The following is a 25,641-nucleotide window of genomic DNA, read 5'->3' as shown; positions in this document are numbered from 1 at the left end:
ATGCAGACAGTTAACACCATCAAGGAGCTGCGTGAACGCCTCCAGGCGGAACGCCGCGCCGGCAAACGTATCGGCCTGGTGCCCACCATGGGCAACCTGCACCAGGGGCATCTGCGCCTGGTGGAATCCGCAGTAAAGAATGCGGATTTCGTCGTCGCATCGATCTTCGTCAATCCGCTGCAGTTTGGCCCTACCGAAGACCTGGAGCGCTACCCGCGCACCCTGGAACAGGACCAGGAACAGCTGCAGGCCTTCGGATGCAACCTGCTGTTCGCACCCCAGGAGCAGGAGATCTATCCCCAGGGCCGCGATGGACAGAGCTTCGTGGAAGTACCGGGCATCTCTGACCTGTACTGCGGCGCCACCCGCCCTGGCCACTTCCGCGGCGTGACCACCATCGTGAACAAGCTGTTCAACCTGATCCAGCCCGATGTGGCCGTGTTCGGCCGCAAGGATTACCAGCAGCTGCACGTTATCAACCGCATGGTTGAAGACCTGTCGATGCCAGTCAGCCTGATCGGCGTCGGTACCGAGCGTGCCGACAACGGCCTGGCTCTGAGCTCCCGCAACGGCTATCTGACCGCCGAAGAACTGGCGGTCGCTCCCAAGCTCTACGCCACCCTGCAGGCACTGGCGAAGGCGCTTGAGGAGGGAGGCTCGAACTACGCTGCCCTGATCGAGCAGGCGCAGAGCGAGCTGGAAAAAGCCGGCTTTATGCGTGACTACATCCATATCCTGCGGCGCAGCGATATGCTTGCAGCCACTGCCGATGACCGTGAGCTGGTGATCATCGCTGCAGCTTATCTCGGTGCCGCACGCCTGATCGACAATATCGAAGTCAGCCTCTAAAGCTTCCCCCACGCAGGGCTCTGCAGACGCGCCAGAGCCCTGCGCTAGGCCATAGTCTCATCCCTCCTCGCTTGACACTCTATAAAGCCTTACCGCAGACTCGGGAATTAAGGTCTGTGAATTGAACACCTGTTTGCACAGACCGCCCATAGCTCAATTCCGCTGCTCATGCCATTAACCGGTCATCTGACCGCGCTAGCATGAATCGCAGAAGAAAGACCACAACTAGAACGAGTTAGAGAGGCACACACCTATGCGCGACGTTGTTATCGTGGCGGCCGGTCGTACGGCTGTTGGTACATTCAATGGTTCACTCGCTTCAGTTAAGGCATCCGATCTGGGTGCTACCGTTATCAAGGGACTGCTGGAAAAAACCGGTATTGCTCCCTCTGCTGTAGATGAAGTAATCCTCGGCCAGGTACTCACTGCCGGTTGCGGCCAAAACCCGGCGCGTCAGGCAAGCCTCAACGGTGGCCTCGATCAGGAAACACCGGCCATGACCATCAACAAGGTGTGCGGCTCCGGTCTCAAGGCTCTGCAGCTGGCTACCCAGGCGATCCGTTGTGGCGACGCAGACGTGATCATCGCCGGCGGCCAGGAAAACATGTCCCAGTCTCCGCACCTGCTGCCTAATTCCCGCAACGGCGCCCGCATGGGCGACTGGAAGATGATCGATTCCATGATCACCGATGGCCTCTGGGATGCCTTCAACAACTACCACATGGGTATCACCACCGAGAACATCGTCGAGAAATACGGTTTCACCCGTGAAGAGCAGGACGCCTTCGCTACCGCCTCCCAAAACAAGGCAGAAGCCGCTGTCAGCTCAGGTCGTTTTAAGGACGAGATTATCCCGGTGAGCATCCCGCAGCGTAAGGGCGATCCGGTTGTTTTCGATACCGACGAACAGCCGCGCTTCGGCTGCACCGTTGAAGCCCTGGCCAAACTGCGTCCGGCATTCAAAAAAGACGGTAGCGTCACCGCCGGTAACAGCTCCACCATCAACGACGGCGCCGCTGCCGTTATGCTCTGCTCCGCTGAAAAAGCCGCTGAGCTGGGCCTGCCGGTTCTGGCGCGCATCAAGGCATACGCTTCTGCCGGTGTGGATCCTGCAATCATGGGTACAGGTCCGATCTGCGCTACCACCAAGGCGCTGGAAAAAGCAGGTTGGGGTATCGATGATCTGGAACTGGTAGAAGCCAACGAGGCCTTTGCGGCCCAGGCGATGTCGGTGAACAAAGACCTCGGCTGGAACACCGATATGGTCAACGTTAACGGCGGCGCCATTGCACTGGGCCACCCGATCGGCGCCTCCGGCTGCCGTATCTTGGTTTCCCTGGTACACGAGATGATCAAGCGCGACGCCAAAAAAGGCCTCGCTACTCTCTGTATCGGCGGCGGCATGGGCACCGCGCTGGCGATCGAGCGCGACTGAGCCCTGGCTGAAAACTAACGTAAAACGGGCAGCCCTTGAGCTGCCCGTTTTTTTATTCTGTCCTATCCCTATCAGGCGGTGGCCACGGCGCCCTTGCCGATCCCCTCGAACGCCCGCACTTCGATACGATCCTGCGGATAGTCCACCTTGATCTGCTTGGCCAGATGATCGGCGATCAGCTCAACCGTCGACTCGGTATCAATGTCGTAACAGCAGGAAGCCGGCAGGCTGAGTTCAAAATGCCCCTGGGGCGCGTCATAGACGTAGTGATGGGTTTCACCTTCAGCCCGCAGATGCTCCCGGGTACCGATATAGATATCACGGAATTTTTCCGCCCAGTGCGCTTCCAGCGCCGCGTCACGCTGACCATTGCGCAGCAGTTGAATGCGTGAACGATGCCCGTGGGCGATACGCTGGCAGTTGCCCGCATGTTTCTGCAGACCATGGCTGTAATGATAATAGGCACCATCAATCTGCTCTGCCACGAACTCAAGCTCAACACCCTGAACCTGCTGCGGGAACAGCGCCAGAAGTTGCTGGCGGCACCAGTCAGCCAGATCTGTCGGTGTAACTGCGGAGCCAGGCACCAGCGCAATCGCCTGTTTTGGTGCACTGCAACGCAGCTGGCCGGCAGCAGGATAGTTCCAGGTCAGTTCGGTACGCTCCTCGCCCCGGAAAACTTCCAGACCCGGCATCTCCTCGGCGACCACCAGGCAGTGATCGACAAAATCATCCAGCCACTGCTTGACCCGTTTTTTAACCACGCCAAAGTCACAGATCATCCCCTGATCATCCAGCGAACCGTCAAGGATCAGGTTGACCTTCCAGGACTCACCCAGCAAACCGCGCTGTGCGTCCAGGTAAGAAAAATCAACATGGGTCAGGTTTTCAACAAACAGCTTCACAATAGGCCTCGCAGATTCAGGGGGCGCATATTTTAACCTATCGAAGCGGTCAGGATAAGGAATCAGACGCTCTCTTGTTATACTAGGCGCTTTTCAAACTGCCGGATTCTTATGCGACTCGATAAATACTTGGCCAAATCCTCCGGGTTATCCCGTAAAGAGGTGAAACGCCTGCTTCACGCCGACGAAGTCAGCGTCAACGGTGAGCTGGAGCGCAACCCCGCGCGCCATATCAAAGAGGGCGACCAGGTGAGTCTCAACGACCGGCCGATGGAACGTCCTGAGCCGCGCTACCTGATGATAAACAAGCCGGATGGTGTGGTCTGTGCCAATGACGACCCAACCCACCCGACAGTGCTGGCCCTGATCGAGCTACCCAGAGCGGAAGAGATGAATATCGCCGGCCGCCTGGATATCGATGCCACTGGCCTGGTGCTGATCACCGATGATGGCAAATGGGCTCACCGGGCAACTTCACCGCGACACAAGACCGATAAGGTTTACCTGGTGACCACCGCCGACCCCATTCCCGCCGATGCTGTGGATAAGTTCGCCAAGGGGATCAAGCTGGATAGCGAACGCTTCCCCACCAAGCCCGCGGAGTTGACCATCCTGAGCGAAAACCAGGCACGCGTGGTCATCCATGAAGGCCGTTATCACCAGGTTAAACGGATGTTTGCAGCCCTGGGTAACCGGGTAGTCGAGCTGCATCGTGAGAGCATCGGCGCCATCGAACTGGATGACGATCTGTTCCCGGGCGAATACCGCCACCTCACCGCAGACGAGATCAACAGCATCTAAGCATGACTGATACAGCGCTCAACCTGCTCGTTCAGGAGCTCCGTCAACCAGCCGAACGCCGCCTCTGGATAGTGGACGAAAATATTCCGCCGCAACTGCTCGCTCCGCAGCAAGGAACCCAGGTGGTCGGCAACCGCTTCGATCTGATACGCGCCATGCGCGAGCAGGGCTGGAGCGCTGAGCTTTCCGACTTCGACCTCAGTCAGTGGCCGGAAGCCTGCCTGGAGCAGATCATCTACCGCGTTTCCAAGGAGAAAGCGGTGGTCCATCATCTGATCAATGAAGCCGCCCGGCTACTGCGGCCCGAGGGTGAGCTGATTCTGATCGGTGACAAGGGCGAAGGGATCAAGACATACGCCCGCAAGGCACAGCAGTGTCTCGGTGGCGATAAGGCAGAACAGAAACAGGGCAGCGTCTGGCACTGCAGTCTGAGCCTTGGCAAAGCCGCCGATGAACCTCTGGATGACCAGAACTATACCCAGATGCGGGAACTCGACCTCAAAGACGCCGGTCAGTACCTCAGCAAACCCGGCCTGTTCGGCTGGAACAAGGTAGACAGAGGCAGCGCCTTCCTGATCGCCAATCTGGCCGAAATGCTGGGGCGCTCGCTGCCACTACAGGGAAGTATCCTCGATCTGGGCTGTGGCTTTGGCTATCTCTCGCTGAACGCCTGCGCAACCTCAGCGAAGCTGACCTGTACCGACAACAACGCCGCCGCACTGATCGCCTGCCGTGCGAATCTACAGGCCAGGGGCTACACCCAGGCGCAGGTGGTGGCCAGCGATGCCGGCGATACACTGACAGACCAGTTCGAGACGATACTTTGTAACCCGCCCTTTCACGCCGGCTTTGGTGTCGAGGGCGACCTGACCGACCGTTTTCTGCAGCAGACACGCAGGTTACTTGCCCCTCAGGGCACAGCCTGCTTCGTGGTGAACCAGCATATACCGCTGGAGCGCAAGGCCCGAGGTCTGTTTGCGCAGATTCACTGCCATGCCGATAATGGTCACTTCAAACTGATACAACTGAGTAAACCCAAGGGTTAACGCCTGGGTTTCTCATGACTAGTACTTCATGACCGGGAGAGTTATGGCCTTCGATTACTTGCGTCAGACGCTGTTCTTTTTTCGTCAGCACCTATTCGCGCTTGCAGCGATCCAGCTGCCCTTTCTGCTGATCATTGCGCTGGCGAATTACGCCCTGCTCGGCAACATCGGCGATGCCGCTGACCCGGAAGTGCAGATGAACGCAGCACTTGCGTCACTGACACGCATACTGTTGCTGCCACTCTATCTGGGCGGCACGATTATCTACCTGCAATCGGTTATCGATGACGCACCCGTGCATCCGATGACCGCCGTCCTCAGCGCATTGAGTAGCTGGGGTCGATTGCTGCTGACCTACATCCTTAATCTGCTGGCGATCTCTCTGGGGCTGATGCTACTGGTCGTTCCGGGCGTTTACTTCGGGGTCCGTTTCGCCGTGGCCGACTACGCCTGTGTGCTGGAACGTAAATCCCCGGTCGCTGCGATGCGTAGCAGCTGGGACAGCACCTCCGACTACTTCTGGGTTCTGCTGCAGGGCCTGGCGCTGCTGATGGGCCTGCTGTTCCTGGCCAACGTGCTGATCACCCAGGCGCTTTTCGAGCAGATGATCCTCAGCACCCTGGCCGGCGCCCTGATCGACTTCGCCGGCGTGCTGGTCACCATCTACGGCTTCCGTATCTACTGCGTGATCCGCGAAGATAAACGCGACGGAGTGATTTAACCAGCCCGCCTCCAGGCGTTTGAGCCAGACCCCGCAGAGATTCAAGACCCCGCACCAGCTGCGGGGTCGTTACTCCTGCAGCCAACCACATACGCTCGCTTTAGCGGCCTCGTGCCGCTGAAATCTCAAACCGCGGATACCCACACCCCACACAGGACACTCGCGCCGACGCTGCTCCGGCCTTCGAAAACCACGATCGGTTTTCCACCCCTCTTTCAATCAGACACAAAAAAGCCCTCACTAGGAGGGCTTTTTCTTAGCTAGAGAACTCAGTTGGAAACTGATTCGTCCTCTTCCATGTCCTTCATGGAAAGCTTGATACGGCCGCGAACGTCCACGTCCAGCACCTTCACTTTAACCACGTCGTCCATGTTCACATAGTCGGTGACCTTGTTGACGCGCTCTTTGGCGATCTGGGAGATGTGAACCAGACCATCTTTGCCCGGCAGGATGTTAACGAACGCACCGAAGTCTTCGATACGGACAACCTTGCCTTCGTAGATCTTGCCAACTTCCGCCTCAGCGGTGATCGCCATAACACGATCCAGAGCCGCCTTACCCTTGGCCTTGTCGTCAGCGTAGATGCGGACGGTGCCGTCATCTTCGATGTCGATCATGGCGCCGGTCTCTTCGGTCAGAGAACGGATAGTTGCGCCGCCTTTACCGATCAGATCACGGATCTTCTCCGGGTTGATCTTCAGCAGCTGCATCGCCGGTGCGTTATCCGGCAGTTCCGGACGCGCGTAACCGATAACCTGAGCCATCTCTTTGAGGATGTGCTTACGGGCTTCGTGAGCCTGCTCCAGGGCGATTTCCATGATCTCTTCGGTGATACCGGTGATCTTGATATCCATCTGCAGAGCAGTAACGCCCGCTTCGGTACCGGCTACCTTGAAGTCCATGTCACCGAGGTGATCTTCGTCACCCAGGATGTCGGTCAGAACCGCAAAGCGATCGTTCTCTTTCACCAGACCCATGGCAATACCGGCAACCGGCGCCTTCAGCGGCACACCCGCGTCCATCATGGACAGGGAAGCGCCACAGACGGAAGCCATGGAGCTGGAACCGTTGGATTCAGTGATCTCAGAGACGATACGGATGGTGTACGGGAACTCTTCCTGGGTCGGCAGTACCGCAGCGACACCGCGACGTGCCAGACGACCGTGACCGATCTCACGACGGCCCGCGCCACCCATACGGCCCGCTTCGCCGACGGAGTACGGAGGGAAGTTGTAGTGCAGCATGAACGGATCTTTGCGCTCACCTTCCAGGGCGTCGATGATCTGCTGATCACGGCTGGTACCCAGAGTACAGGTAGCGATCGCCTGAGTTTCACCACGGGTGAACAGGGCAGAACCGTGAACGCCTTTGAGCAGGTCGATCTCAACGCTGATCGGGCGTACGGTTTTGGTGTCACGACCGTCGATACGCGGCTGACCGTCGATGATACGGTTACGTACGATCTCTTTTTCCAGTGAGCTGAAGATACCGGCAACTTCTTTGCCGCTCGGACCTTCTTCGCCGGACAGGGCTTCAACCACCTGGCCGCGCAGATCGCTCAGTGCGTTCTGACGCTGCATCTTGTCAGCCACCTGGTAAGCCGCTTCGATACCGGCAGCAGCCTGCTCGCGAACCTGTGCGATCAGCGCTTCGTTCTTCGCAGCCGGCGCCCATTCCCACTTCGGTTTGCCAGCTTCAGCCACCAGCTCATTGATAGCGGAAACGACAACCTGCATCTCCTGGTGCGCAAACAGAACCGCGCCCAGCATTTCGTCTTCGGTCAGTTCCTGTGCTTCGGATTCAACCATCAGCACCGCATCGGAGGTACCGGCAACGACCATGTCCAGCTCAGAACCCGCCAGCTCTTCGAAGGTCGGGTTCAGGATGTAACCTTCAGCTTCGGTGAAGCCAACGCGAGCACCGCCGATGGGGCCCAGGAACGGCAGACCGGAGATAGCCAGTGCAGCAGAGGTACCGATCATCGCTGCGATATCCGGATCGTTGACCTTGTCCGCAGACATAACGGTACAAACGACCTGAACTTCGTTCATGAAGCCTTTCGGGAACAGCGGACGGATCGGGCGGTCGATCAAACGTGAGGTCAGGGTTTCCTTCTCGGAAGGACGCGCTTCACGCTTGAAGAAACCACCGGGGATACGGCCGACGGAGTAGTATTTTTCCTGGTAGTGCACGGACAGCGGGAAGAAGTCCTGGCCCTCTTTCATCTCTTTCGCACCGACAACGGTACAGAGAACCTGAACACCACCCATGGTAACCATCACGGCACCGGTCGCCTGACGGGCAACCTTGCCGGTTTCCAGGGTTACGCTGTGCTTGCCATACTGGAATGTTTTGGTAATCGCTTGCACGGTTTACTCCTAACTTATTTGAGGGGAGGGCAACCGTGGTGATCAATCATGCCATCTTTGAAGCCTGTACTCAGTTGTACACCTAGGCGTTACTGCCTTGAAATGAACAATTGAGTACGGGCTTGATGATTGAGCTCACCGCCCGGCCTGCCCTTTTTGCACTGCTGCCGACCAGATGACCAAACAGCAGATAAAACGAAGGCCATACAGATGTATGGCCTTCGAGTTTACTCTTAGCGACGCAGACCCAGACGCCCGATCAGCTCGAGGTAACGGTCAGCATCTTTCTTCTTCAGGTAGTCCAGCAGCTTACGACGCTGGTTAACCATCCGAATCAGACCACGACGAGAGTGGTGGTCCTGCTTGTGAGATTTGAAGTGATCCTGCAGACCAGTGATGTTGGCGGTCAGCAGTGCAACCTGCACTTCCGGAGAACCGGTATCGCCTTCGCCACGGCCGTAATCAGCAACGATCTGTGCTTTCTGTTCAACGCTCAGAGACATGTTCAGCTCCTTATAAATATGCACACGGCGAATGGTCCGCCGCTGGTTCAAAGACGCGCTGCACCGAGCATATTTTCAGTACAGCGTCGATAACTCCGGTAACCGGAGAAATACTTATTCGGTATCCGGTGCGGTACTCATCAAACGCTTGGGCTTGAGAATACCGTTATCCGCTACCTCACCCACACCGATAAAGCGCTCGGTGCCGGTAATAAACAGTCGAACTTCGCCACGCTGTTCGAAATAGTCAGCGCAACCCTGTCCGCATTGCAGCCTTTTCGCCTGGCTTTCGCACAGCTCAAGAGCTGGCAGTGAGGCGATGGCAGTCCAGGGCGGCAATAATAACTGATCCAGGCGCCCTTGTATGCACTCTGTATCATCACCTTCGCGCATTTCAGCCAGTGCCTGAAGCTGCTCCAGTGGCATCATCATCGGCTCCTGGTAGGGACCGGTATCCAGGCGGCGCAGCACGCTCACATGAGCGCCGCAACCGAGCATCAGCCCCAGATCTTCGACAATGCTGCGGATGTAGGTTCCCTTGGAGCAATAAACCTCCAGGTCCAGTTCGTCCTCGCGCAGATCGAGCAACTTGATCTCGTGGATCGTCACCCTGCGCGGTTTGACCTCAACCTGAATACCCTGGCGTGCCAGCTTGTAGAGCGGCTGACCATTATGCTTCAGCGCCGAATACATCGACGGCACCTGCTCGATCTCGCCACTGAAGTGCTCTACCAGCAGGGCTTCGATCTGCTCCCGCGACAGGTTGTCGGGGACAGGCTTGGTTTCGATCACAGCACCATCGGCATCACTGCTATCGGTACGCACACCGAGCTTAGCGGTAGTGCGGTATCGCTTGTCCGATTCCAGCAGATACTGAGAAAACTTGGTTGCCTCACCCAGGCAGATCGGCAGCATGCCGGTCGCCAGAGGATCCAGCGCCCCGGTATGCCCCGCCTTGGCGGCACCATAGATCCGTTTCACCCGCTGTAACACGGCGTTGGATGACAGACCACCGGGCTTATCAAGCAAAAAAACGCCGTCGATGCGGCGTCCTTTTGGTTTGCGCGCCATGCCTTACTCCTCGTTATCCGATTCAGGCTTGCGCTCGTTCTCCTTGCGATAGGCATCTTCGATCAGACTGTGCAGACGACGACCACGCTCGATACTTTCATCGAAATGAAAGCGGAGTTCGGGCATCACGCGCAGCTTGATACCACGTGCCAACTGAGCACGCAGGAATCCGGCGGCGTTACGCAGCACCTTCAAAGAGGCTGCAATCGCTTCCACCTCATCCTGATCGCCCAGCGCCAGAACGGTGATGTAAATATCGGCATAGCTCAGGTCCTTGCTGACCTTCGCATGGCTGATAGTGACCATGCCCAGACGCGGATCCTTGATCTCGCGCTGGATCAGGACGGCCAGATCACGCTGGATCTGGTCGCCCACCCGGTCGGTACGTTTGAACTCTCTTGCCATAGGGCTTTCTGTTCTACCTCAGGTAATAGAGTCTTAGAGGGTACGCTGAACTTCAACGGTGTCGTAGACTTCGATCTGGTCGCCGACTTTGACGTCATTGTAGTTCTTAACGCCGATACCGCACTCCATACCCTGACGCACTTCCTGGACAGCATCCTTGAAGCGGCGCAGAGACTCGAGCTCACCCTCGTAGATCACGACGTTTTCACGCAGTACGCGGATGCGCTTGTTACGGAATACCGTACCTTCGGTCACCATACAGCCGGCGATTGCGCCCAGCTTCGGTGAACGGAACACATCGCGCACCTCGGCGATACCTACGATCTCTTCTCGATACTCCGGCGACAGCAGACCTGTCATCGCCTGTTTCACATCATCGATGATGTCGTAGATAACACTGTAGTAACGCAGTTCCAGCTCTTCACGCTCAACGATGGCGCGCGCCTGGGCGTCTGCACGAACGTTGAAGCCGATCAGGATCGCAGAGGATGCCAGAGCCAGGTTGGCGTCGGTTTCACCGATACCACCCACACCGCTGGAAACGATGGTCACCTTCACTTCGTCGGTGGACAGTTCCTGCAGTGACTGGTTCAGCGCCTCCAGTGAACCGCGAACGTCGGCTTTGAGGACGATGTTCAGGGATTTCACTTCGCCGGCCTGCATATTGTCGAACAGGTTTTCCAGCTTGGCTTTCTGCTGACGTGCCAGCTTCACTTCGCGGAACTTGCCCTGACGGAACAGAGCCACTTCGCGGGCTTTCTTCTCGCTGGAAACAACGGTGAACTCGTCACCTGCATCCGGCGTGCCGTCCAGACCCAGAATCTCAACCGGGATAGACGGACCTGCGGTATCGGTCTGCTTGCCAGCTTCATCCAGCATGGCACGCACACGGCCATAGTGAAGACCCGCCAGGACGATATCACCCTTGTTCAGGGTACCGTTCTGTACCAGTACGGTGGAAACCGGACCACGCCCTTTGTCCAGGCGGGATTCGACTACAACGCCCTGTGCCGGAGAATCGGCCACGGCCTTGAGTTCGAGCAGTTCTGCCTGCAGCAGCACCTTATCGAGCAGGTCGTCGATACCTTCACCGCTCTTGGCTGATACATGCGCGAACTGCACATCGCCACCCCAGTCCTCGGAGATAACGTCACGCTGAGCCAGCTCACCGCGTACGCGCTCCGGATCTGCTTCCGGCTTATCGATCTTGTTGACCGCAACCACCAGAGGGACGCCTGCCGCTTTCGCATGCTGGATCGCTTCTTCGGTCTGCGGCATAACACCGTCGTCGGCAGCAACTACCAGGATTACGATATCGGTCAGCTGAGCACCACGAGCACGCATGGCAGTAAACGCCGCGTGTCCCGGGGTATCCAGGAAGGTGACCATGCCGTTGTCGGTTTCAACGTGGTAGGCACCGATATGCTGGGTAATACCACCAGACTCACCAGCCGCAACACGGGTGCGACGGATATGGTCGAGCAAAGAGGTCTTACCGTGGTCGACGTGACCCATAACGGTAACCACCGGAGCACGCGGCAGCTCGTCACCCTGAACGGATTCAAGGCTTTCGATCAGCGCGTCCTCGATAGCGTTTTCCTGCATCGGCTTGGCCACGTGACCCATCTCTTCAACGACAAGAATTGCCGTATCCTGGTCGATCACCTGGTTGATGGTCGCCATGGCGCCCATCTTGAACATCACTTTGATCACTTCCGCGGCTTTCACGGACATCTTCTTCGCCAGCTCGGCGACGGTGATGCTTTCCGGGATGCTAACTTCGTGAACTACCGGTGCAGTCGGCTTCTCAAAACCGTGCTGGTTCGGCTGGGCACGACCGCGAGCACCGCGTTTGCCACCCTTACCGCCACGACGGGAGCCGCCCCGACCTTCGTCATCAAAGCGGCCTTTACCACGGCGCGCGTTATCATCGCCACGGGCGCTCTTGCCCTTGGACTTCTCTTTGTCTTTACGACGGTGAGCATCCTGTTTCGGCGGTGCCGGCTGTTCCTGAGCAGCAGGTGCAGGCGCAGGTTCTGCGGCCTTGGGTTCTTCCACTTTCGGCTCCGGCTTGCTTTCTGCTGGTGCCTGCGGAGCTTCCTCTGAGGCAGTTTCGACAGCTGCGGGCTTCTCTTCAACCGCTTCAGGCGCGGCTTCGGCTGCAACTTCGGGTTGTGCCGGTACTTCGGCGACCGCTACGTTTTCAGCAGCAACGGTTTCTTCCACCGCCGGCGCTTCTGCAGGCACGTCTTCCGGCTTGCTCTCTTCCAAGTCGGCGCGCTTAACGTAGGTGCGCTTCTTACGAACTTCGATGTTAACAGTCTTACGCTTGCCCGATGCTCCGGCCACTTTCAACTGTGAAGTGGTCTTACGCTTGAGCGTGATCTTCTTCGGCTCGCCAGACTCGGCTTCATCGCCGTGGCTGCGCTTAAGATAGGTCAGCAAAGTCTGACGTTCGTTTTCCGATACAACCGATCCATCGTTCTTTTTATCAATGCCCGCTTCCTGCATCTGCTTCAGCAAACGCTCAACGGATACACCAACCACATCGGCAAGCTGCTTAACTGTTACTTCTGCCATAAATGGTCTCTCCTCCCCGTTGGGTTACTGTTGCTCTGCGAACCAGGGGGCGCGCGCAGTCATAATCAATTCTGCCGCTTTGGCTTCATCCAGCCCCTCGATATCGAGCAGATCCTCAACGCCCTGTTCCGCCAGGTCTTCCATCGTAATGATGCCTTTGGCCGCAAGCAGGTACGCCAGATGTTTCTCCATACCATCCATGTTCAGCAGATCTTCTGCAGGCTCCGCATCGCCGAGCTGCTCTTCGCTGGCGATCGCCAGGTTCAGCAGCGCGTCTTTAGCGCGAGTCCGCAGTGCTTCTACGATGTCCTCATCGAATCCGTCGATCTCGAGCATTTCATCGACAGGGACATAGGCCACCTCTTCCAGTGAGGTAAAGCCTTCTTCAACCAGAATCTCGGCCAGTTCTTCATCCGCATCGAGGTGCTTCATGAACAGTTCGAGAATTGAGCCGATTTCGGACTGCTGCTTCGCAGCCGCGTCCTCTTCGCTCATTACGTTCAGTTCCCAGCCGGTCAGCTCGGAAGCCAGACGAACATTCTGTCCGCTGCGGCCGATCGCCATGGCGAGCGCTTCTTCAGCAACCGCCACATCCATTGCATGGGAATCTTCATCGATGACAATCGACGCAACTTCCGCCGGTGCCATCGCGTTGATAACCAGCTGAGCGGGGTTGTCATCCCACAGCACGATATCAACACGTTCGCCGCCGAGCTCATTGGATACAGCCTGAACACGGGAACCACGCATACCAACACAGGCGCCAATCGGATCGATTCGGCCATCGTTGGTTTTCACGGCAATCTTGGCACGAGCACCCGGATCACGAGCAGCAGCACGGATCTCGATCACTTCTTCAGAGATCTCCGGTACTTCGATGCGGAATAGCTCGATCAGCATTTCCGATGAAGTACGGCTCAGGATCAGCTGAGGCCCACGACCTTCAGCACGAACTTCCTGCAGCACGGCGCGAACACGGTCACCCATACGGAAACTTTCGCGCGGGATCAGGTGTTCACGCGGCAGCAGCGCTTCGGCGTTGTTACCCAGGTCGACGATAATATTGTCGCGTGTCACCTTCTTGACAGTACCCGCGATCAGCTCGCCCTGGCGGTCACGATAGAGCTCGACAACCTTGGCGCGTTCCGCTTCGCGAACCTTCTGCACGATCACCTGCTTGGCGGTCTGTGCTGCGATGCGGCCAAACTTGACCGATTCCACTTCCTCTTCCCAGGTATCACCCGGCTTGAGGTTGGCATCGATTTCAAGTGCTTCTTCCAGAGTCAACTCGGTACCCAGTGCCGGCACTTCATCGTTGCTGACAACCAGCCAGCGACGGAAGGTTTCGTAGTCACCGCTGCTGCGGTCGATCACGACACGGATATCAGCCTCTTCGTCATAGCGTTTCTTGGTAGCCGTCGCCAGCGCCACTTCGATTGCCTCGAAAATGACTGCCTTGGAAACGTCTTTCTCATTAGAAACAGCTTCTGCAACCAGTAGAATCTCTTTATTCATACCACTGCCTCGCCCAAATACCTCAATCCGCTGTTAGACCTGGGGCACCACGTTGGCCCGGTCGATGTAGTCGATAGGCAACAGGTACTCTTCGTTATCGACGATCAACAGCACCTCGTCGCCTTCAACCCCGTTAAGTAATCCACTGAACTTGCGGCGCCCTTCGAAAGGTACGCGCAATTTGATCTGCACCTTGTGGCCGCGATAGGCCTCAAACTGCTTCAATGTATAAAGAGGACGGTCCATTCCCGGAGAAGACACCTCGAGCGTGTAGTGCTCGGTGATCGGGTCTTCCACATCAAGAATTCCGCTGACCTGATGACTCACGCGGGCGCAGTCATCAACACTGACCCCTTCGGGGCCATCGATATAGATTCGCAGCAGGCTGTTCTGGCCCGCGGAGTGGAACTCTACGCCCCACAATTCAAGATCCAGCGCGACAACCGCTGGTTCGATCAACTCTTGCAGATGTTTCAGCTTGGCTGACACAGATAACCCCACCTTGACGTACGCCCAAAACAAAAAATGGGTCACTAAAGGACCCATTTCTGACGAGGCACCAACGCCTTGAATTACCTACGAAAAAGCCCCTTAAAAGGGGCCCATCGAGACTTCCGTTGGCGGCAAAGATCTCTAATCTATGGACCTTTGCACCATGAAATCAAGAGCGAGACCAGAGGCCTAAACACTCTTAAACGTGGTAGCGGGGGCTGGATTTGAACCAACGACCTTCGGGTTATGAGCCCGACGAGCTACCAGACTGCTCCACCCCGCATCAGAAACAGGTTGCACATTATACAGGCGACCTGCCATTTTTACAACTTGGTGCCCAAGGCCGGACTCGAACCGGCACGTCCGTAGGACACTACCCCCTCAAGATAGCGTGTCTACCAATTCCACCACTTGGGCTAAACTTTGAAACCTCTTACTGCTGACCCGCTGTAGGAACATCGGATTCAGCCGGTACTGAGCTTTCTTCCAGAGCCGGAAGCTCTGGTTCGCTCGGCGTTTCGGCCGCAGATTCAATCACTTCTGCGGAAGGAATGCCAGCATCATTTACACTATTTGCTTTTTCTTTGGCAAAAACTGCCAAAGCAAAGCTGGTAACAAACAGAGCTGCAGCGAGAACCGCGGTAACGCGACCGAGGAAGCTACTTGTACCCTGGCTACCAAAGACGGTCTGAGAGGCGCCACCACCAAAGGATGCACCTGCTTCAGCGCCCTTACCCTGCTGCAACAGAACCAGCGCGATAATCGCAGCCGCCAGCAGCACATGCACTATCAGAACCAGTGATTCCATCGTCTCAACCGTCTTAGCGAGCACCTGCCGCCTGGCAGATAGCTACAAAATCGTTAGCTTTAAGTGAAGCGCCACCGATCAGACCACCATCGATATCCGCCTGCGCAAAAAGCTCTGCCGCGTTCGCTGGATTACAGCTTCCGCCGTACAGAATTCGCGCCTTGGCAGCGATATCAGAGTCGATCTGTTGCAACTGCCCTCTGAGGTGCGCATGAACTTCCTGCGCCTGCTCCGGGGTTGCGGTTCGACCGGTACCTATAGCCCAGACCGGCTCGTAGGCAAAAACCACTCGAGCAATCTGTTCCACGGTCAGATTCTCTGTCGCCAAGCGAAGCTGTTCTGCGACAACGTTGAGGGCCTCGCCACTGTCACGCTGCTCCAGTGATTCGCCAAGGCAAAGCACCGGGATCAGATCAGCCGCCAACGCAGCCTCCACTTTTGCCGCCACCCGTGTATCGGTATCACCGAACAATGAGCGACGCTCCGAATGACCAATCAACACGGCACTACAGCCTGCATCGACCAGCATTCCCGCTGAAAGCTCACCTGTAAAGGCGCCTTCAGCAAACTCGCAAAGGTTTTGAGCACCGACTCCTAACCGGCCACCCGACAGGCTTACCACCTGTGAGATGTAGATCGATGGAGGAAAAACCATCACATCGACGGAATCGGTATCTATCTGAGCATCAAGCCCTGCCAGAACTTGGGCAACCAGCTCGCCATTTGCATCGGCGCGCCCGTTCATCTTCCAGTTTCCAGCTACCAGCGCTTTGCGCATCGGGACCCCCTTACGAAAGAGGCGCAAATCTTAACTGAGGCTCTATCAACTTACAAGCGCCGACAGAATATTTTCTACCTTTTCAGCAAGTTCGCGACATATTTGATTTACGAGGGCCTCATCTTCACCCTCAACCATAACTCGCACCACAGGCTCAGTTCCCGAGGGACGCAGTAGCACCCTGCCACGATCACCCAAACACTCCTCTGCAGCCGTTACCGCCTGCTCGAGCTCAGCGTTATTCTGCAGTGAAACCCGACCCGCCAAACGCACGTTGATCATCACCTGGGGCATCTTGGTCATCCCCTGTTTGAGATCATGCAGCGAAGACCCCGTATCAGACATCGCCTTCAGCACCTGTACCGCCGAGACGATCCCGTCTCCCGTTGACGTTAGATGACGACAGACCACATGCCCTGAACTTTCACCGCCCAGCATCCAGTTGTTGCGAGCGAGCTCTTCCATCACATAACGATCCCCGACCGCCGCGCGCACGAAGGGAACACCGAGGCGTTTGAATGCCTGCTCCAAACCAAAGTTGGACATCAGCGTACCCACGACACCGCCATCCAGCAGACTCTGATCACGCAGCGCCTTGGCTATGATGAACAACACCTCATCACCATCAACCACTTCACCCTTGTGATCCACCAGGATAACGCGATCACCATCGCCATCGAGCGCTATACCAAGATCGGCCTGCTCCGCCAGCACAATTTTGCGCAATCCTGCCGGCGCCGTAGCACCACAGCCTTCATTGATATTAAGACCATCAGGTGAGGAGGCGATCGGGATCACTTCCGCGCCCAGCTCAGAAAACACATTAGGCGCTACATGATAGGTAGCGCCATTGGCACAATCGAGTACGATTTTCATGCCACGCAGGGTCAGATTACCGCCGCCGGTGGATTTGCAGAACTCTATATAACGGCCCGCCGCATCGTTGATCCGGCGCGCTTTACCGAGCTTATCCGAGGTCGCTGTGGACATCTGCAGATCCATCTGCGCCTCGATCGCCTGCTCCACCTCGTCGGGCAGCTTGGTACCCTGGGCAGAAAAGAATTTAATACCGTTATCATCAAAGGGGTTGTGGGAGGCACTGATCACTATGCCAGCACTGGCCTGGAATGCACGGGTCAGGTAAGCCACCGCAGGTGTCGGCATCGGCCCCGTCAGCAACACATCCACTCCTGCAGCCGACAGCCCAGCCTCAAGCGCAGACTCAAACATGTAGCCCGAGATACGGGTATCCTTACCGATCACTATGCTGCTGCGACCACTGCGCGCAAACACACAACCGGCAGCCCAGCCGAGCTTGATCATGAAATCCGGCGTTATCGGGAACTCGCCAACACGTCCACGAATTCCATCGGTACCGAAATAACGTCTACTCATACTCTCTCCTGCCCGGCCCCATACAGCACGGCTTCAGTCATACGTACCACATCCGCCGTAGCGGCCACATCATGGACGCGAATAATACGACCCCCACGTTCGATAGCCAAGGCCACGGTTGCCAGGCTACCGGCCAGACGATCACCAACCTCACGACCCAGTGCCTGACCTACCATGGTTTTTCGTGACGTCCCCACCAGAATCGGCATACCAAGCGCTTCAAGCTCGTCCATCCGACGTAGCAAAGTCAGGTTATGCTCCAGTGTTTTACCGAAACCAAAACCAGGGTCGACAACAATACGTTCTCGCGGTATCCCGGCTGCCACACACTGATCTGCACGCTGCGCCAGGAAGTCACAAACCTCCGCCAGGACATCTTCATAATGTGGCGCGAGCTGCATGGTCGCCGGAGTCGCACCCTGCATATGCATAATACAAACCGGAAGCCCGGTAGATGCAGCCGCCTCCATGGCCCCATCCCGGGCCAAAGACCGGACATCATTAATGAGCCCAGCGCCTGCCTTGGCCGATTCAATCATCACCTCAGGGGCACTGGTATCGACAGAGATCAGGGTATCAAGCTCGGCTTTAATCCGCTCGACCACTGGAATCACTCGATCCAACTCCTCCTGAACACCAACAGGCGACGCACCGGGACGGGTCGATTCACCACCCACATCGATCATGGATGCTCCATCTGCCACCATGTTGGCCGCATGCACCAGCGCTTTATCTACTGACAGACGCGAAGCCTGATAGAGATTACCGCCATCTGAAAAGGAATCAGGGGTCACATTCAAAATACCCATCACCTGTACCCGACTCAGATCCAGCACACGGTCGGCGCATTGCAGTTTGGTTATCACTTGCAGCTCCCAAAGGTCGATCTTTTACAAAAAAAGAAGCCAGCGTTAGCTGGCTTCCACAGTTTACCAAAATGTACTTACCGGCTAGTGCAAGCCTGATCAGTTGGACTTGGGCTCATCGCCATTGGAATCAGAGTCACCGGAACGGCGTTCGGTGCGCTCACCATCCTCATCTTCAACGTCCGGTACATCCTGATCGCGCTCGTCCTGTGCAGGCTTCACATCACGCTGAGCAGCCTTGGCTTCTTCGATATCACGCTCTGCACGATCGGCACGCTCTTGAGCTTCAACCCAACCTTCCGGCGGCGATACCGGCTTGCGAGCCATCAGCTCGTCAAGCTGCTCGGAACCGATGGTTTCGTACTTCATTAGCGACTCGGCCATGGCGTCGAGAATATCGCGATTATCTTCCAGAATCTGCTGCGCCTTCTTGTAGCAGCCATCGATGATATCGCGAACCTTGGCATCAATCGCTTTCTGGGTTTCTTCAGACATCGCCTTGGCGGCCTGACCCATGCCACGCCCAAACGGATCGTCGTCTTCGTCACCGTACAGCAGCGGCCCCAACTCATCGGTCAGACCCCACTTGGTGACCATATTGCGGGCCAACATGGTGGCTTTCTGGATATCGTTGGATGCACCGGTGGTGACACCCTCTTTACCCAGTGTCATCTCTTCCGCCAGACGGCCACCGTAGAGTGAGCAGATCTGCGAGATAATCGACTGACGACTGTGACTGTAACGATCTTCCGCCGGCAGGAACATGGTCACACCCAGAGCACGGCCACGCGGAATAATAGAGACCTTGTACACCGGATCATGCTCCGGCATGACACGACCGATAATGGCGTGACCGGCTTCATGATAGGCGGTATTCAAGCGCTCTTTGTAGGACATCACCATCGATTTGCGCTCTGCGCCCATCATGATCTTGTCCTTGGCTTTCTCGAACTGATCCATGCTGACGGTGCGACGGCTTTCTCGCGCCGCAAACAGAGCCGCCTCGTTCACCAGGTTGGACAGGTCCGCACCGGAGAAGCCTGGCGTGCCGCGCGCAATCAGTTCCGGCTTGACGTCATCACCCAGAGGCACACGGCGCATGTGCACTTTAAGAATCTGCTCACGACCGCGGATATCCGGCAGACCCACATGCACCTGACGGTCGAAACGACCCGGACGCAGCAACGCCTGGTCAAGCACGTCCGGACGGTTGGTTGCGGCGATGACGATGATACCTTCGGTACCTTCGAAGCCGTCCATCTCTACCAGCAGCTGGTTAAGGGTCTGTTCACGCTCGTCGTTACCGCCGCCCATACCTGCGCCACGGTGACGACCGACAGCGTCGATCTCATCGATAAAGATAATGCAGGGCGCATGTTTCTTCGCCTGATCGAACATGTCACGGACACGGGACGCACCCACACCGACAAACATCTCAACGAAGTCAGAACCGGAAATACTGAAGAAAGGCACCTTGGCTTCACCAGCGATCGCCTTTGCCAGCAGTGTTTTACCGGTACCCGGAGAACCTGCCATGAGTACACCGCGAGGGATGTGGCCCCCGAGGCGCTGGAATTTGCCGGGATCACGCAGGTAATCAACCAGCTCAGCCACTTCCTCTTTGGCTTCTTCGACACCAGCGACATCATCAAAGGTAGTTTTGACCTGGTCTTCACCCATCATCCGCGCCTTGGACTTGCCGAAGGACATGGGGCCACCTTTGCCGCCACCGCCGCCCTGCATCTGGCGCATGAAGAACATGAAGATCGCGATGATGATCAGAATCGGGAAGGATGCGACCAGCAGCTGGGTCCAGATACTCTGACGCTCCGGCTGTTTACCCTCGATCACCACGTTGTGTTCAAGCAGATCATCGATCAGTTTTGGATCCTGCACGGCCGGGCGCACGGTTTCAAAACGCTCACCATTACTGCGCTGACCGACAATGGTGTAGCCATCGATGGTCACTTTGCTCACGCGACCCGACTGAACCTCCTGCACGAAATCGGAGTAATTCACGCGGCCCGGATCGGTCTCGGTGCTAAAGTTGTTGAACACCGTCAACAGCACTGCGGCGATTACCAGCCAGAGCACCAGATTTTTTGCCATATCGTTCAATGAGCTACCCTCGGTTCTCTCTAAACTCGCTGTGGCTGCCACAGGGGTATCCGGGCAGCCATTTTTCGGCCCGGGTCCAGCTGACCACGCCAGCCCCCGGTCGGTCAATATTCTAATCTACGCGCAAGAAACCTTTTCCGAGCAGGTAGACCTCTCTCGATCTCGCTCTGGATGCGTCTGGCTTGCGTGTTACCACCGATCCGAAGCTGGACCGCATATCCTGCAGGTATGCATCAAAACCCTCACCCTGGAACACTTTCACCAGGAAATTGCCGCCTGGCTTCAACACCTGACGCGCCAGATCCAGCGCCAGTTCAACGAGGTACATGGCCGCCGGCTGATCGATAGACGCATTACCACTCATATTGGGGGCCATATCGGAGATTACAAGGTCGGCAAGCTCATCACCCAGCGCCTGGAGGATTTTTTCCAGCACCGCCTCTTCGGTAAAGTCACCCTGGATAAACTCGACACCGGCCAGCGGATCCATCGACAGGATATCAGAGGCGACTACTCGACCCCGCTCACCCACCAGCTCCGCCGCCACCTGGGACCAGCCACCCGGCGCTGCGCCCAGATCCACCACGGTGGAACCCGGCTTCAACAGCTTATCCTTGGCGTCTATCTCCTGCAGCTTATAACTGGCACGAGAGCGCAGACCCGCTTCCTTCGAGCGTTTGACGTACTGGTCATCGAAATGTTCCTTGAGCCAGCGCCCGCTACTTTTAGATTTTGCCACGTGAAACTCATCTCCGGCACCGCGTTGCTACTCTATTCTGAACAACTCGGTTAAAATTGCACTTCAACCCGCCTGGGAAACCCCTTTTCAACGAGGCACCATATTCTAGTATGAGCTTGACCCGCGAGCAAAAGAAGCAGTTCCGCACCCTGGGACACAAACTGAATCCGATCGTCACCGTTGCCGGCAACGGCCTGACAGAGAACATCCAGCTGGAAGTCGATCGTGCGCTTGAGGATCATGAGCTGATCAAGGTGAAGCTCGTCGTCGGCGACCGCGACGTTAAAAAAGAGATGATTCGCGAGCTCTGCGCCATTGTCGAATGCGACCTGGTACAGGAGATCGGCAATATCGCACTGATCTACCGTGCTGCCGACAAGCCCAACCCGAAGCTCTCAAACCTGCATCGCGTACTCTGATCGCGCTCTGACTTTATTAGCTTCTGCGTAAACTGGCTTCAGTACAAAAAAGCCGCTCCCGGTTACCCCGGAGCGGCTTTTTTATTTCTGCGACTGATATCAGATATGCAGCACTTCAGCGACTTCGTACTCGGTGGCACCCGCCGGCGTTTCGACACAGGCGATATCGCCCTCTTCCTTGCCGATCAGCGCACGGGCGATCGGTGAATTCACCGAGATCTTGCCCGCTTTGATATCCGCTTCGTCATCACCGACGATCTGGTAACGCACGGTCGCTTCGGTATCCAGGTTGATCAGCTCAACGGTGGTCCCGAAAATCACCTTACCAGTGTGATCGATACTGGTTACATCGATCACCTGCGCCTGGGACAGCTTATGCTCCAGATCAGCAATACGGCCTTCGATAAAACCCTGCTGTTCACGCGCGGCGTGGTACTCGGCGTTCTCCTTGAGATCACCGTGCTCGCGGGCCTCGGCGATCGCGCCGATCACCTTGGGCCGCTCCACTGACTTGAGATGTGACAACTCTTCGCGAAGACGCTTTTCGCCTTCGACCGTCATCGGTACTCGCTTCATTCTGCAACTCCTGAATGCAGATCCTGCAGACGACGCACGGTTTTCTCTTCACCGTACTTCAGTGCTTCTGTAGTCGCCGCGGCACCTGCCAGCGTGGTGGTGTAAGGCACCTTGTGCTGCAGTGCAGAGCGACGAATTTCAGCAGAATCTGCAATTGCCTTACGCCCTTCCGTCGTATTAATGACGTAGGCGATCTCTCCATTTTTCAGCATATCGACGATGTTCGGTCGACCTTCAGCCACCTTGTTGATCCGCTCAACTGCGATACCGTTCTCGCTCAACAGCGCGGCGGTACCTGCGGTTGCAACAAGTTTGTAACCCAGTTCTACCAGATCACGTGCCACAGGAACAACGCCGGCCTTATCCACATCACGGACAGAGATAAAGGCGGTACCCTTACGCGGCAGACGTTCGCCAGCACCAAGCTGCGCCTTCATGAACGCTTCGCCGAAGGTATCACCGGTACCCATAACTTCACCGGTAGACTTCATCTCGGGGCCGAGAATCGGGTCAACACCCTGGAACTTGTTGAACGGGAATACCGCTTCCTTGACGTTAAAGAACTTCGGTACGATCTCTTCGGTAAAGCCGAGTTCTTCCAGGGTCTTGCCGGTCATCACCCGTGCAGCCACAGCAGCCAGAGAAACACCGATACACTTGGAGACAAACGGCACCGTGCGGGATGCACGCGGGTTGACTTCGATCACGTAGATCTCGCCATCCTGGTAGGCCAGCTGCACGTTCATCAGACCGACGACACCCAGTTCCAGCGCCATCTTACGCACCATTTCGCGCATTTCGTCCTGAACGTCCGCCGCCAGGTTGTACGGCGGCAGTGAGCAGGCAGAGTCACCGGAGTGCACACCAGCCTGCTCGATATGCTGCATGATGGCGCCGATCACTACGGTCTTGCCATCGCTGACCGCGTCGATATCGACCTCGATCGCCGCATTCAGGAAGTGATCCAGCAGCACCGGTGCGTCGTTGGAAACCTGAACCGCGTTATTCATGTAGCGACGCAGTTCGTCTTCCTTGTAAACGATCTCCATGGCACGACCACCCAACACGTAGGACGGACGCACAACCAGCGGGTAACCGATGTTCTTGGCCTGGATGATTGCCTCTTCCAGAGAGCGAACAGTCGCATTTTCCGGCTGCTTCAGACCCAGACGCTTCAGCATCTGCAGGAACTGCTCACGGTCTTCTGCACGATCGATCGCTTCCGGGCTGGTACCGATAATCGGCACACCTGCCTGCTCCAGAGCAACCGCCAGTTTCAGCGGAGTCTGACCGCCGTACTGAACGATAACGCCCTTGGGCTTCTCGACATGGGCGATTTCGAGCACGTCTTCCAGAGTGATCGGCTCAAAGTAGAGACGGTCGGATGTGTCGTAATCGGTAGAAACCGTTTCCGGGTTACAGTTGACCATGATGGTCTCGTAACCGTCTTCACGGGCTGCCAGCGCTGCATGCACGCAGCAATAGTCAAACTCGATACCCTGACCGATACGGTTCGGTCCGCCACCAATGACCATGATCTTTTCACGATCTGTGGCGCCGGCTTCACACTCCTCTTCATAGCTGGAGTACATGTAAGCGGTATCGGTCGCAAACTCGGCAGAACAGGTGTCCACACGCTTGAATACCGGACGCACATCCAGCTTCTGACGCTGCTTGCGGAACTGCTTCTCGGACACACCCAGCAGCTGCGCCAGACGCGCATCGGAGAAACCTTTGCGCTTGAGACGGAACACCTGATCTTTATCCAGCTCGCTCAGAGCCATCTCGGAGACGCGCTGCTCTTCCTTGATCAGATCTTCGATCTGCACCAGGAACCAGGGATCGACGCCGCTCAGGTTGTAGATCTCGTCGACACTCATACCGAGGCGGAAAGCATCGCCGATGTACCAGATACGCTGAGCACCCGGCTGGGTCAGCTCAGCGATAATCTCATCGCGAGCTTCCTCTTCGTTCTCCAGGCTAACGACCGGATCGAAGCCGTTAGAGCCCACTTCCAGACCACGCAACGCTTTCTGCAGGGATTCCTGCTGGGTACGGCCGATTGCCATGACCTCACCAACGGACTTCATCTGAGTGGTCAGACGGTCATTGGCCTGCGGGAATTTTTCGAAGGTGAACCGCGGAATCTTGGTCACGACGTAGTCGATAGCCGGCTCGAACGATGCCGGAGTACGGCCGCCGGTGATATCGTTCTGCAGCTCATCCAGGGTGTAGCCCACCGCCAGCTTGGCCGCGATCTTGGCGATCGGGAAACCGGTCGCCTTGGAGGCCAGCGCAGAGGAGCGGGATACACGCGGGTTCATCTCGATGACGACAACGCGACCGGTCTTCGGATCAACACCGAACTGTACGTTGGAACCGCCAGTTTCCACACCGATCTCACGCAGTACCGCGATCGATGCGTTACGCATGATCTGGTACTCCTTGTCGGTCAGGGTCTGGGCCGGCGCCACGGTGATGGAGTCACCGGTGTGTACACCCATGGCATCGAAGTTTTCGATGGAGCAGACGATGATGCAGTTGTCGTTCTTGTCGCGAACAACTTCCATCTCGTACTCTTTCCAACCGATCAGCGATTCATCGATCAGCAGCTCGTTGGTCGGGGACAGGTCCAGACCACGTTCGCAGATCTCGATAAACTCTTCACGGTTGTAGGCGATACCGCCACCGGAGCCGCCCATGGTGAAGGAGGGACGGATGATCGCCGGGAAACCGATGGAATCAAGCACCTGCAGGGCTTCTTCCATGCTGTGGGCAATCGCCGCACGCGGGCACTCCAGACCGATGTTTTTCATCGCTTTATCGAAGCGTTCGCGGTCTTCCGCTTTATCGATGGCGTCCTGAGAAGCGCCGATCATCTCAACGCCAAACTCGGCCAGCACGCCTTCGCGATCCAGATCCAGCGCACAGTTCAGCGCGGTCTGGCCACCCATGGTCGGCAGCAGCGCATCCGGACGCTCTTTTTCAATAATTTTGGCTACGGTTTTCCAGTTGATCGGCTCGATGTAAGTGGCATCAGCCATCACCGGATCGGTCATGATGGTAGCCGGGTTGGAGTTCACCAGGATGACCCGGTAACCCTCTTCGCGCAGCGCTTTACACGCCTGCGCACCGGAATAGTCGAACTCGCACGCCTGGCCGATAACAATGGGGCCTGCGCCGAGGATAAGAATACTTTTAAGGTCCGTACGTTTTGGCATCTGTATTAACCGGTCGTCGCTGTTTTCAG

The 25,641-nt window shown here is 56.8% G+C and carries 22 protein-coding genes and 2 tRNA genes; 6 read left to right on the top strand and 18 right to left on the bottom strand.

Features of this window, described 5'->3' with window-relative positions:
• Together panC and CLV83_RS16960 are read left to right on the top strand one after the other, a co-directional pair.
• The gene (panC, locus tag CLV83_RS16965) at positions 1–849 is read left to right on the top strand and encodes a pantoate--beta-alanine ligase (protein ID WP_132295165.1); all 849 of its coding nucleotides are present in this window, start codon (positions 1–3) and stop codon (positions 847–849) included.
• A 253-nt stretch (positions 850–1,102) separates the two neighbouring features.
• Positions 1,103–2,284 (top strand): acetyl-CoA C-acetyltransferase, encoded by a 1,182-nt coding sequence (locus CLV83_RS16960; RefSeq protein WP_132295162.1) that lies wholly within the window; start codon positions 1,103–1,105, stop codon positions 2,282–2,284.
• Between the two features lie 71 nt (positions 2,285–2,355).
• Here CLV83_RS16960 and CLV83_RS16955 read toward each other — a convergent pair whose 3' ends face one another.
• Positions 2,356–3,189 (bottom strand): 6-carboxytetrahydropterin synthase, encoded by an 834-nt coding sequence (locus CLV83_RS16955; protein ID WP_132295159.1) that lies wholly within the window; start codon positions 3,187–3,189, stop codon positions 2,356–2,358.
• A gap of 111 nt (positions 3,190–3,300) precedes the next feature.
• On the opposite strand from CLV83_RS16955, the gene rsuA reads away from it, so the two are divergent.
• Genes rsuA through CLV83_RS16940 form a run of 3 tightly spaced genes read left to right on the top strand, consistent with a single transcriptional unit; the run spans position 3,301 to position 5,757 of the window.
• Positions 3,301–3,990, top strand: coding sequence for a 16S rRNA pseudouridine(516) synthase RsuA (rsuA, locus tag CLV83_RS16950; protein WP_132295156.1), 690 nt, complete (start codon positions 3,301–3,303; stop codon positions 3,988–3,990).
• Between the two features lie 2 nt (positions 3,991–3,992).
• Positions 3,993–5,036 carry a class I SAM-dependent methyltransferase gene (locus CLV83_RS16945; RefSeq protein ID WP_132295153.1) on the top strand — a complete coding sequence of 348 codons (1,044 nt, stop codon included), beginning with the start codon at positions 3,993–3,995 and terminating at the stop codon, positions 5,034–5,036.
• 43 nt (positions 5,037–5,079) lie between these two features.
• On the top strand, positions 5,080–5,757 hold the full coding sequence (locus CLV83_RS16940; RefSeq protein ID WP_165900335.1) for a YciC family protein: 678 nt from the start codon (positions 5,080–5,082) through the stop codon (positions 5,755–5,757).
• Between the two features lie 269 nt (positions 5,758–6,026).
• Here CLV83_RS16940 and pnp read toward each other — a convergent pair whose 3' ends face one another.
• The 15 genes from pnp to rlmE all read right to left on the bottom strand — a co-directional run bounded on the left by pnp (position 6,027) and on the right by rlmE (position 21,396).
• Complete coding sequence (pnp, locus tag CLV83_RS16935) at positions 6,027–8,126, bottom strand: polyribonucleotide nucleotidyltransferase (protein WP_132295147.1); 2,100 nt, start codon at positions 8,124–8,126, stop codon at positions 6,027–6,029.
• A 233-nt stretch (positions 8,127–8,359) separates the two neighbouring features.
• Positions 8,360–8,629, bottom strand: coding sequence for a 30S ribosomal protein S15 (gene rpsO / locus CLV83_RS16930; protein WP_104004872.1), 270 nt, complete (start codon positions 8,627–8,629; stop codon positions 8,360–8,362).
• A gap of 114 nt (positions 8,630–8,743) precedes the next feature.
• Positions 8,744–9,700, bottom strand: coding sequence for a tRNA pseudouridine(55) synthase TruB (gene truB / locus CLV83_RS16925; protein ID WP_132295144.1), 957 nt, complete (start codon positions 9,698–9,700; stop codon positions 8,744–8,746).
• Positions 9,701–9,703: 3 nt separating this feature from the next.
• Positions 9,704–10,105 (bottom strand): 30S ribosome-binding factor RbfA, encoded by a 402-nt coding sequence (gene rbfA, locus CLV83_RS16920; RefSeq protein WP_104004874.1) that lies wholly within the window; start codon positions 10,103–10,105, stop codon positions 9,704–9,706.
• A gap of 33 nt (positions 10,106–10,138) precedes the next feature.
• On the bottom strand, positions 10,139–12,685 hold the full coding sequence (infB, locus tag CLV83_RS16915; protein ID WP_132295141.1) for a translation initiation factor IF-2: 2,547 nt from the start codon (positions 12,683–12,685) through the stop codon (positions 10,139–10,141).
• Positions 12,686–12,709: 24 nt separating this feature from the next.
• Positions 12,710–14,200: a transcription termination factor NusA gene (nusA, locus tag CLV83_RS16910; RefSeq protein ID WP_132295138.1), complete on the bottom strand. Its 1,491-nt coding sequence runs from the start codon at positions 14,198–14,200 to the stop codon at positions 12,710–12,712.
• 33 nt (positions 14,201–14,233) lie between these two features.
• Positions 14,234–14,689 (bottom strand): ribosome maturation factor RimP, encoded by a 456-nt coding sequence (gene rimP / locus CLV83_RS16905; RefSeq protein ID WP_132295135.1) that lies wholly within the window; start codon positions 14,687–14,689, stop codon positions 14,234–14,236.
• Positions 14,690–14,898: 209 nt separating this feature from the next.
• A tRNA-Met gene (locus CLV83_RS16900) sits at positions 14,899–14,975 on the bottom strand.
• 48 nt (positions 14,976–15,023) lie between these two features.
• Positions 15,024–15,109, bottom strand: a tRNA-Leu gene (locus CLV83_RS16895).
• A gap of 16 nt (positions 15,110–15,125) precedes the next feature.
• Entirely contained in the window at positions 15,126–15,500 is a 375-nt protein-coding gene (secG, locus tag CLV83_RS16890) for a preprotein translocase subunit SecG (protein WP_132295132.1), read from the bottom strand.
• Positions 15,501–15,513: 13 nt separating this feature from the next.
• On the bottom strand, positions 15,514–16,278 hold the full coding sequence (gene tpiA, locus CLV83_RS16885; RefSeq protein ID WP_132295129.1) for a triose-phosphate isomerase: 765 nt from the start codon (positions 16,276–16,278) through the stop codon (positions 15,514–15,516).
• Positions 16,279–16,323: 45 nt separating this feature from the next.
• On the bottom strand, positions 16,324–17,673 hold the full coding sequence (glmM, locus tag CLV83_RS16880) for a phosphoglucosamine mutase (RefSeq protein ID WP_132295126.1): 1,350 nt from the start codon (positions 17,671–17,673) through the stop codon (positions 16,324–16,326).
• Positions 17,670–18,536 carry a dihydropteroate synthase gene (gene folP, locus CLV83_RS16875; RefSeq protein ID WP_243642424.1) on the bottom strand — a complete coding sequence of 289 codons (867 nt, stop codon included), beginning with the start codon at positions 18,534–18,536 and terminating at the stop codon, positions 17,670–17,672. Before folP ends, glmM begins: the two co-directional genes overlap by 4 nt.
• Before the next feature lie 102 nt (positions 18,537–18,638).
• Positions 18,639–20,648 carry an ATP-dependent zinc metalloprotease FtsH gene (ftsH, locus tag CLV83_RS16870; RefSeq protein ID WP_132295123.1) on the bottom strand — a complete coding sequence of 670 codons (2,010 nt, stop codon included), beginning with the start codon at positions 20,646–20,648 and terminating at the stop codon, positions 18,639–18,641.
• Between the two features lie 121 nt (positions 20,649–20,769).
• On the bottom strand, positions 20,770–21,396 hold the full coding sequence (gene rlmE / locus CLV83_RS16865) for a 23S rRNA (uridine(2552)-2'-O)-methyltransferase RlmE (RefSeq protein ID WP_132295120.1): 627 nt from the start codon (positions 21,394–21,396) through the stop codon (positions 20,770–20,772).
• Between the two features lie 110 nt (positions 21,397–21,506).
• On the opposite strand from rlmE, the gene CLV83_RS16860 reads away from it, so the two are divergent.
• Entirely contained in the window at positions 21,507–21,815 is a 309-nt protein-coding gene (locus CLV83_RS16860; protein WP_132295117.1) for a YhbY family RNA-binding protein, read from the top strand.
• Between the two features lie 99 nt (positions 21,816–21,914).
• Here CLV83_RS16860 and greA read toward each other — a convergent pair whose 3' ends face one another.
• Both greA and carB read right to left on the bottom strand, forming a co-directional pair.
• Positions 21,915–22,391 (bottom strand): transcription elongation factor GreA, encoded by a 477-nt coding sequence (greA, locus tag CLV83_RS16855; protein ID WP_132295114.1) that lies wholly within the window; start codon positions 22,389–22,391, stop codon positions 21,915–21,917.
• Positions 22,388–25,612 (bottom strand): carbamoyl-phosphate synthase large subunit, encoded by a 3,225-nt coding sequence (gene carB, locus CLV83_RS16850; protein WP_132295111.1) that lies wholly within the window; start codon positions 25,610–25,612, stop codon positions 22,388–22,390. The genes greA and carB overlap by 4 nt, the downstream gene beginning before the upstream one ends.
• Positions 25,613–25,641: the final 29 nt, after the last annotated feature.

Source organism: Marinobacterium mangrovicola (genome assembly GCF_004339595.1).
Classification (GTDB): domain Bacteria; phylum Pseudomonadota; class Gammaproteobacteria; order Pseudomonadales; family Balneatricaceae; genus Marinobacterium_D; species Marinobacterium_D mangrovicola.
The sequence above is the reverse complement of the archived record's forward strand: the minus strand, read 5'-3'. Positions and strand labels throughout refer to the sequence as shown.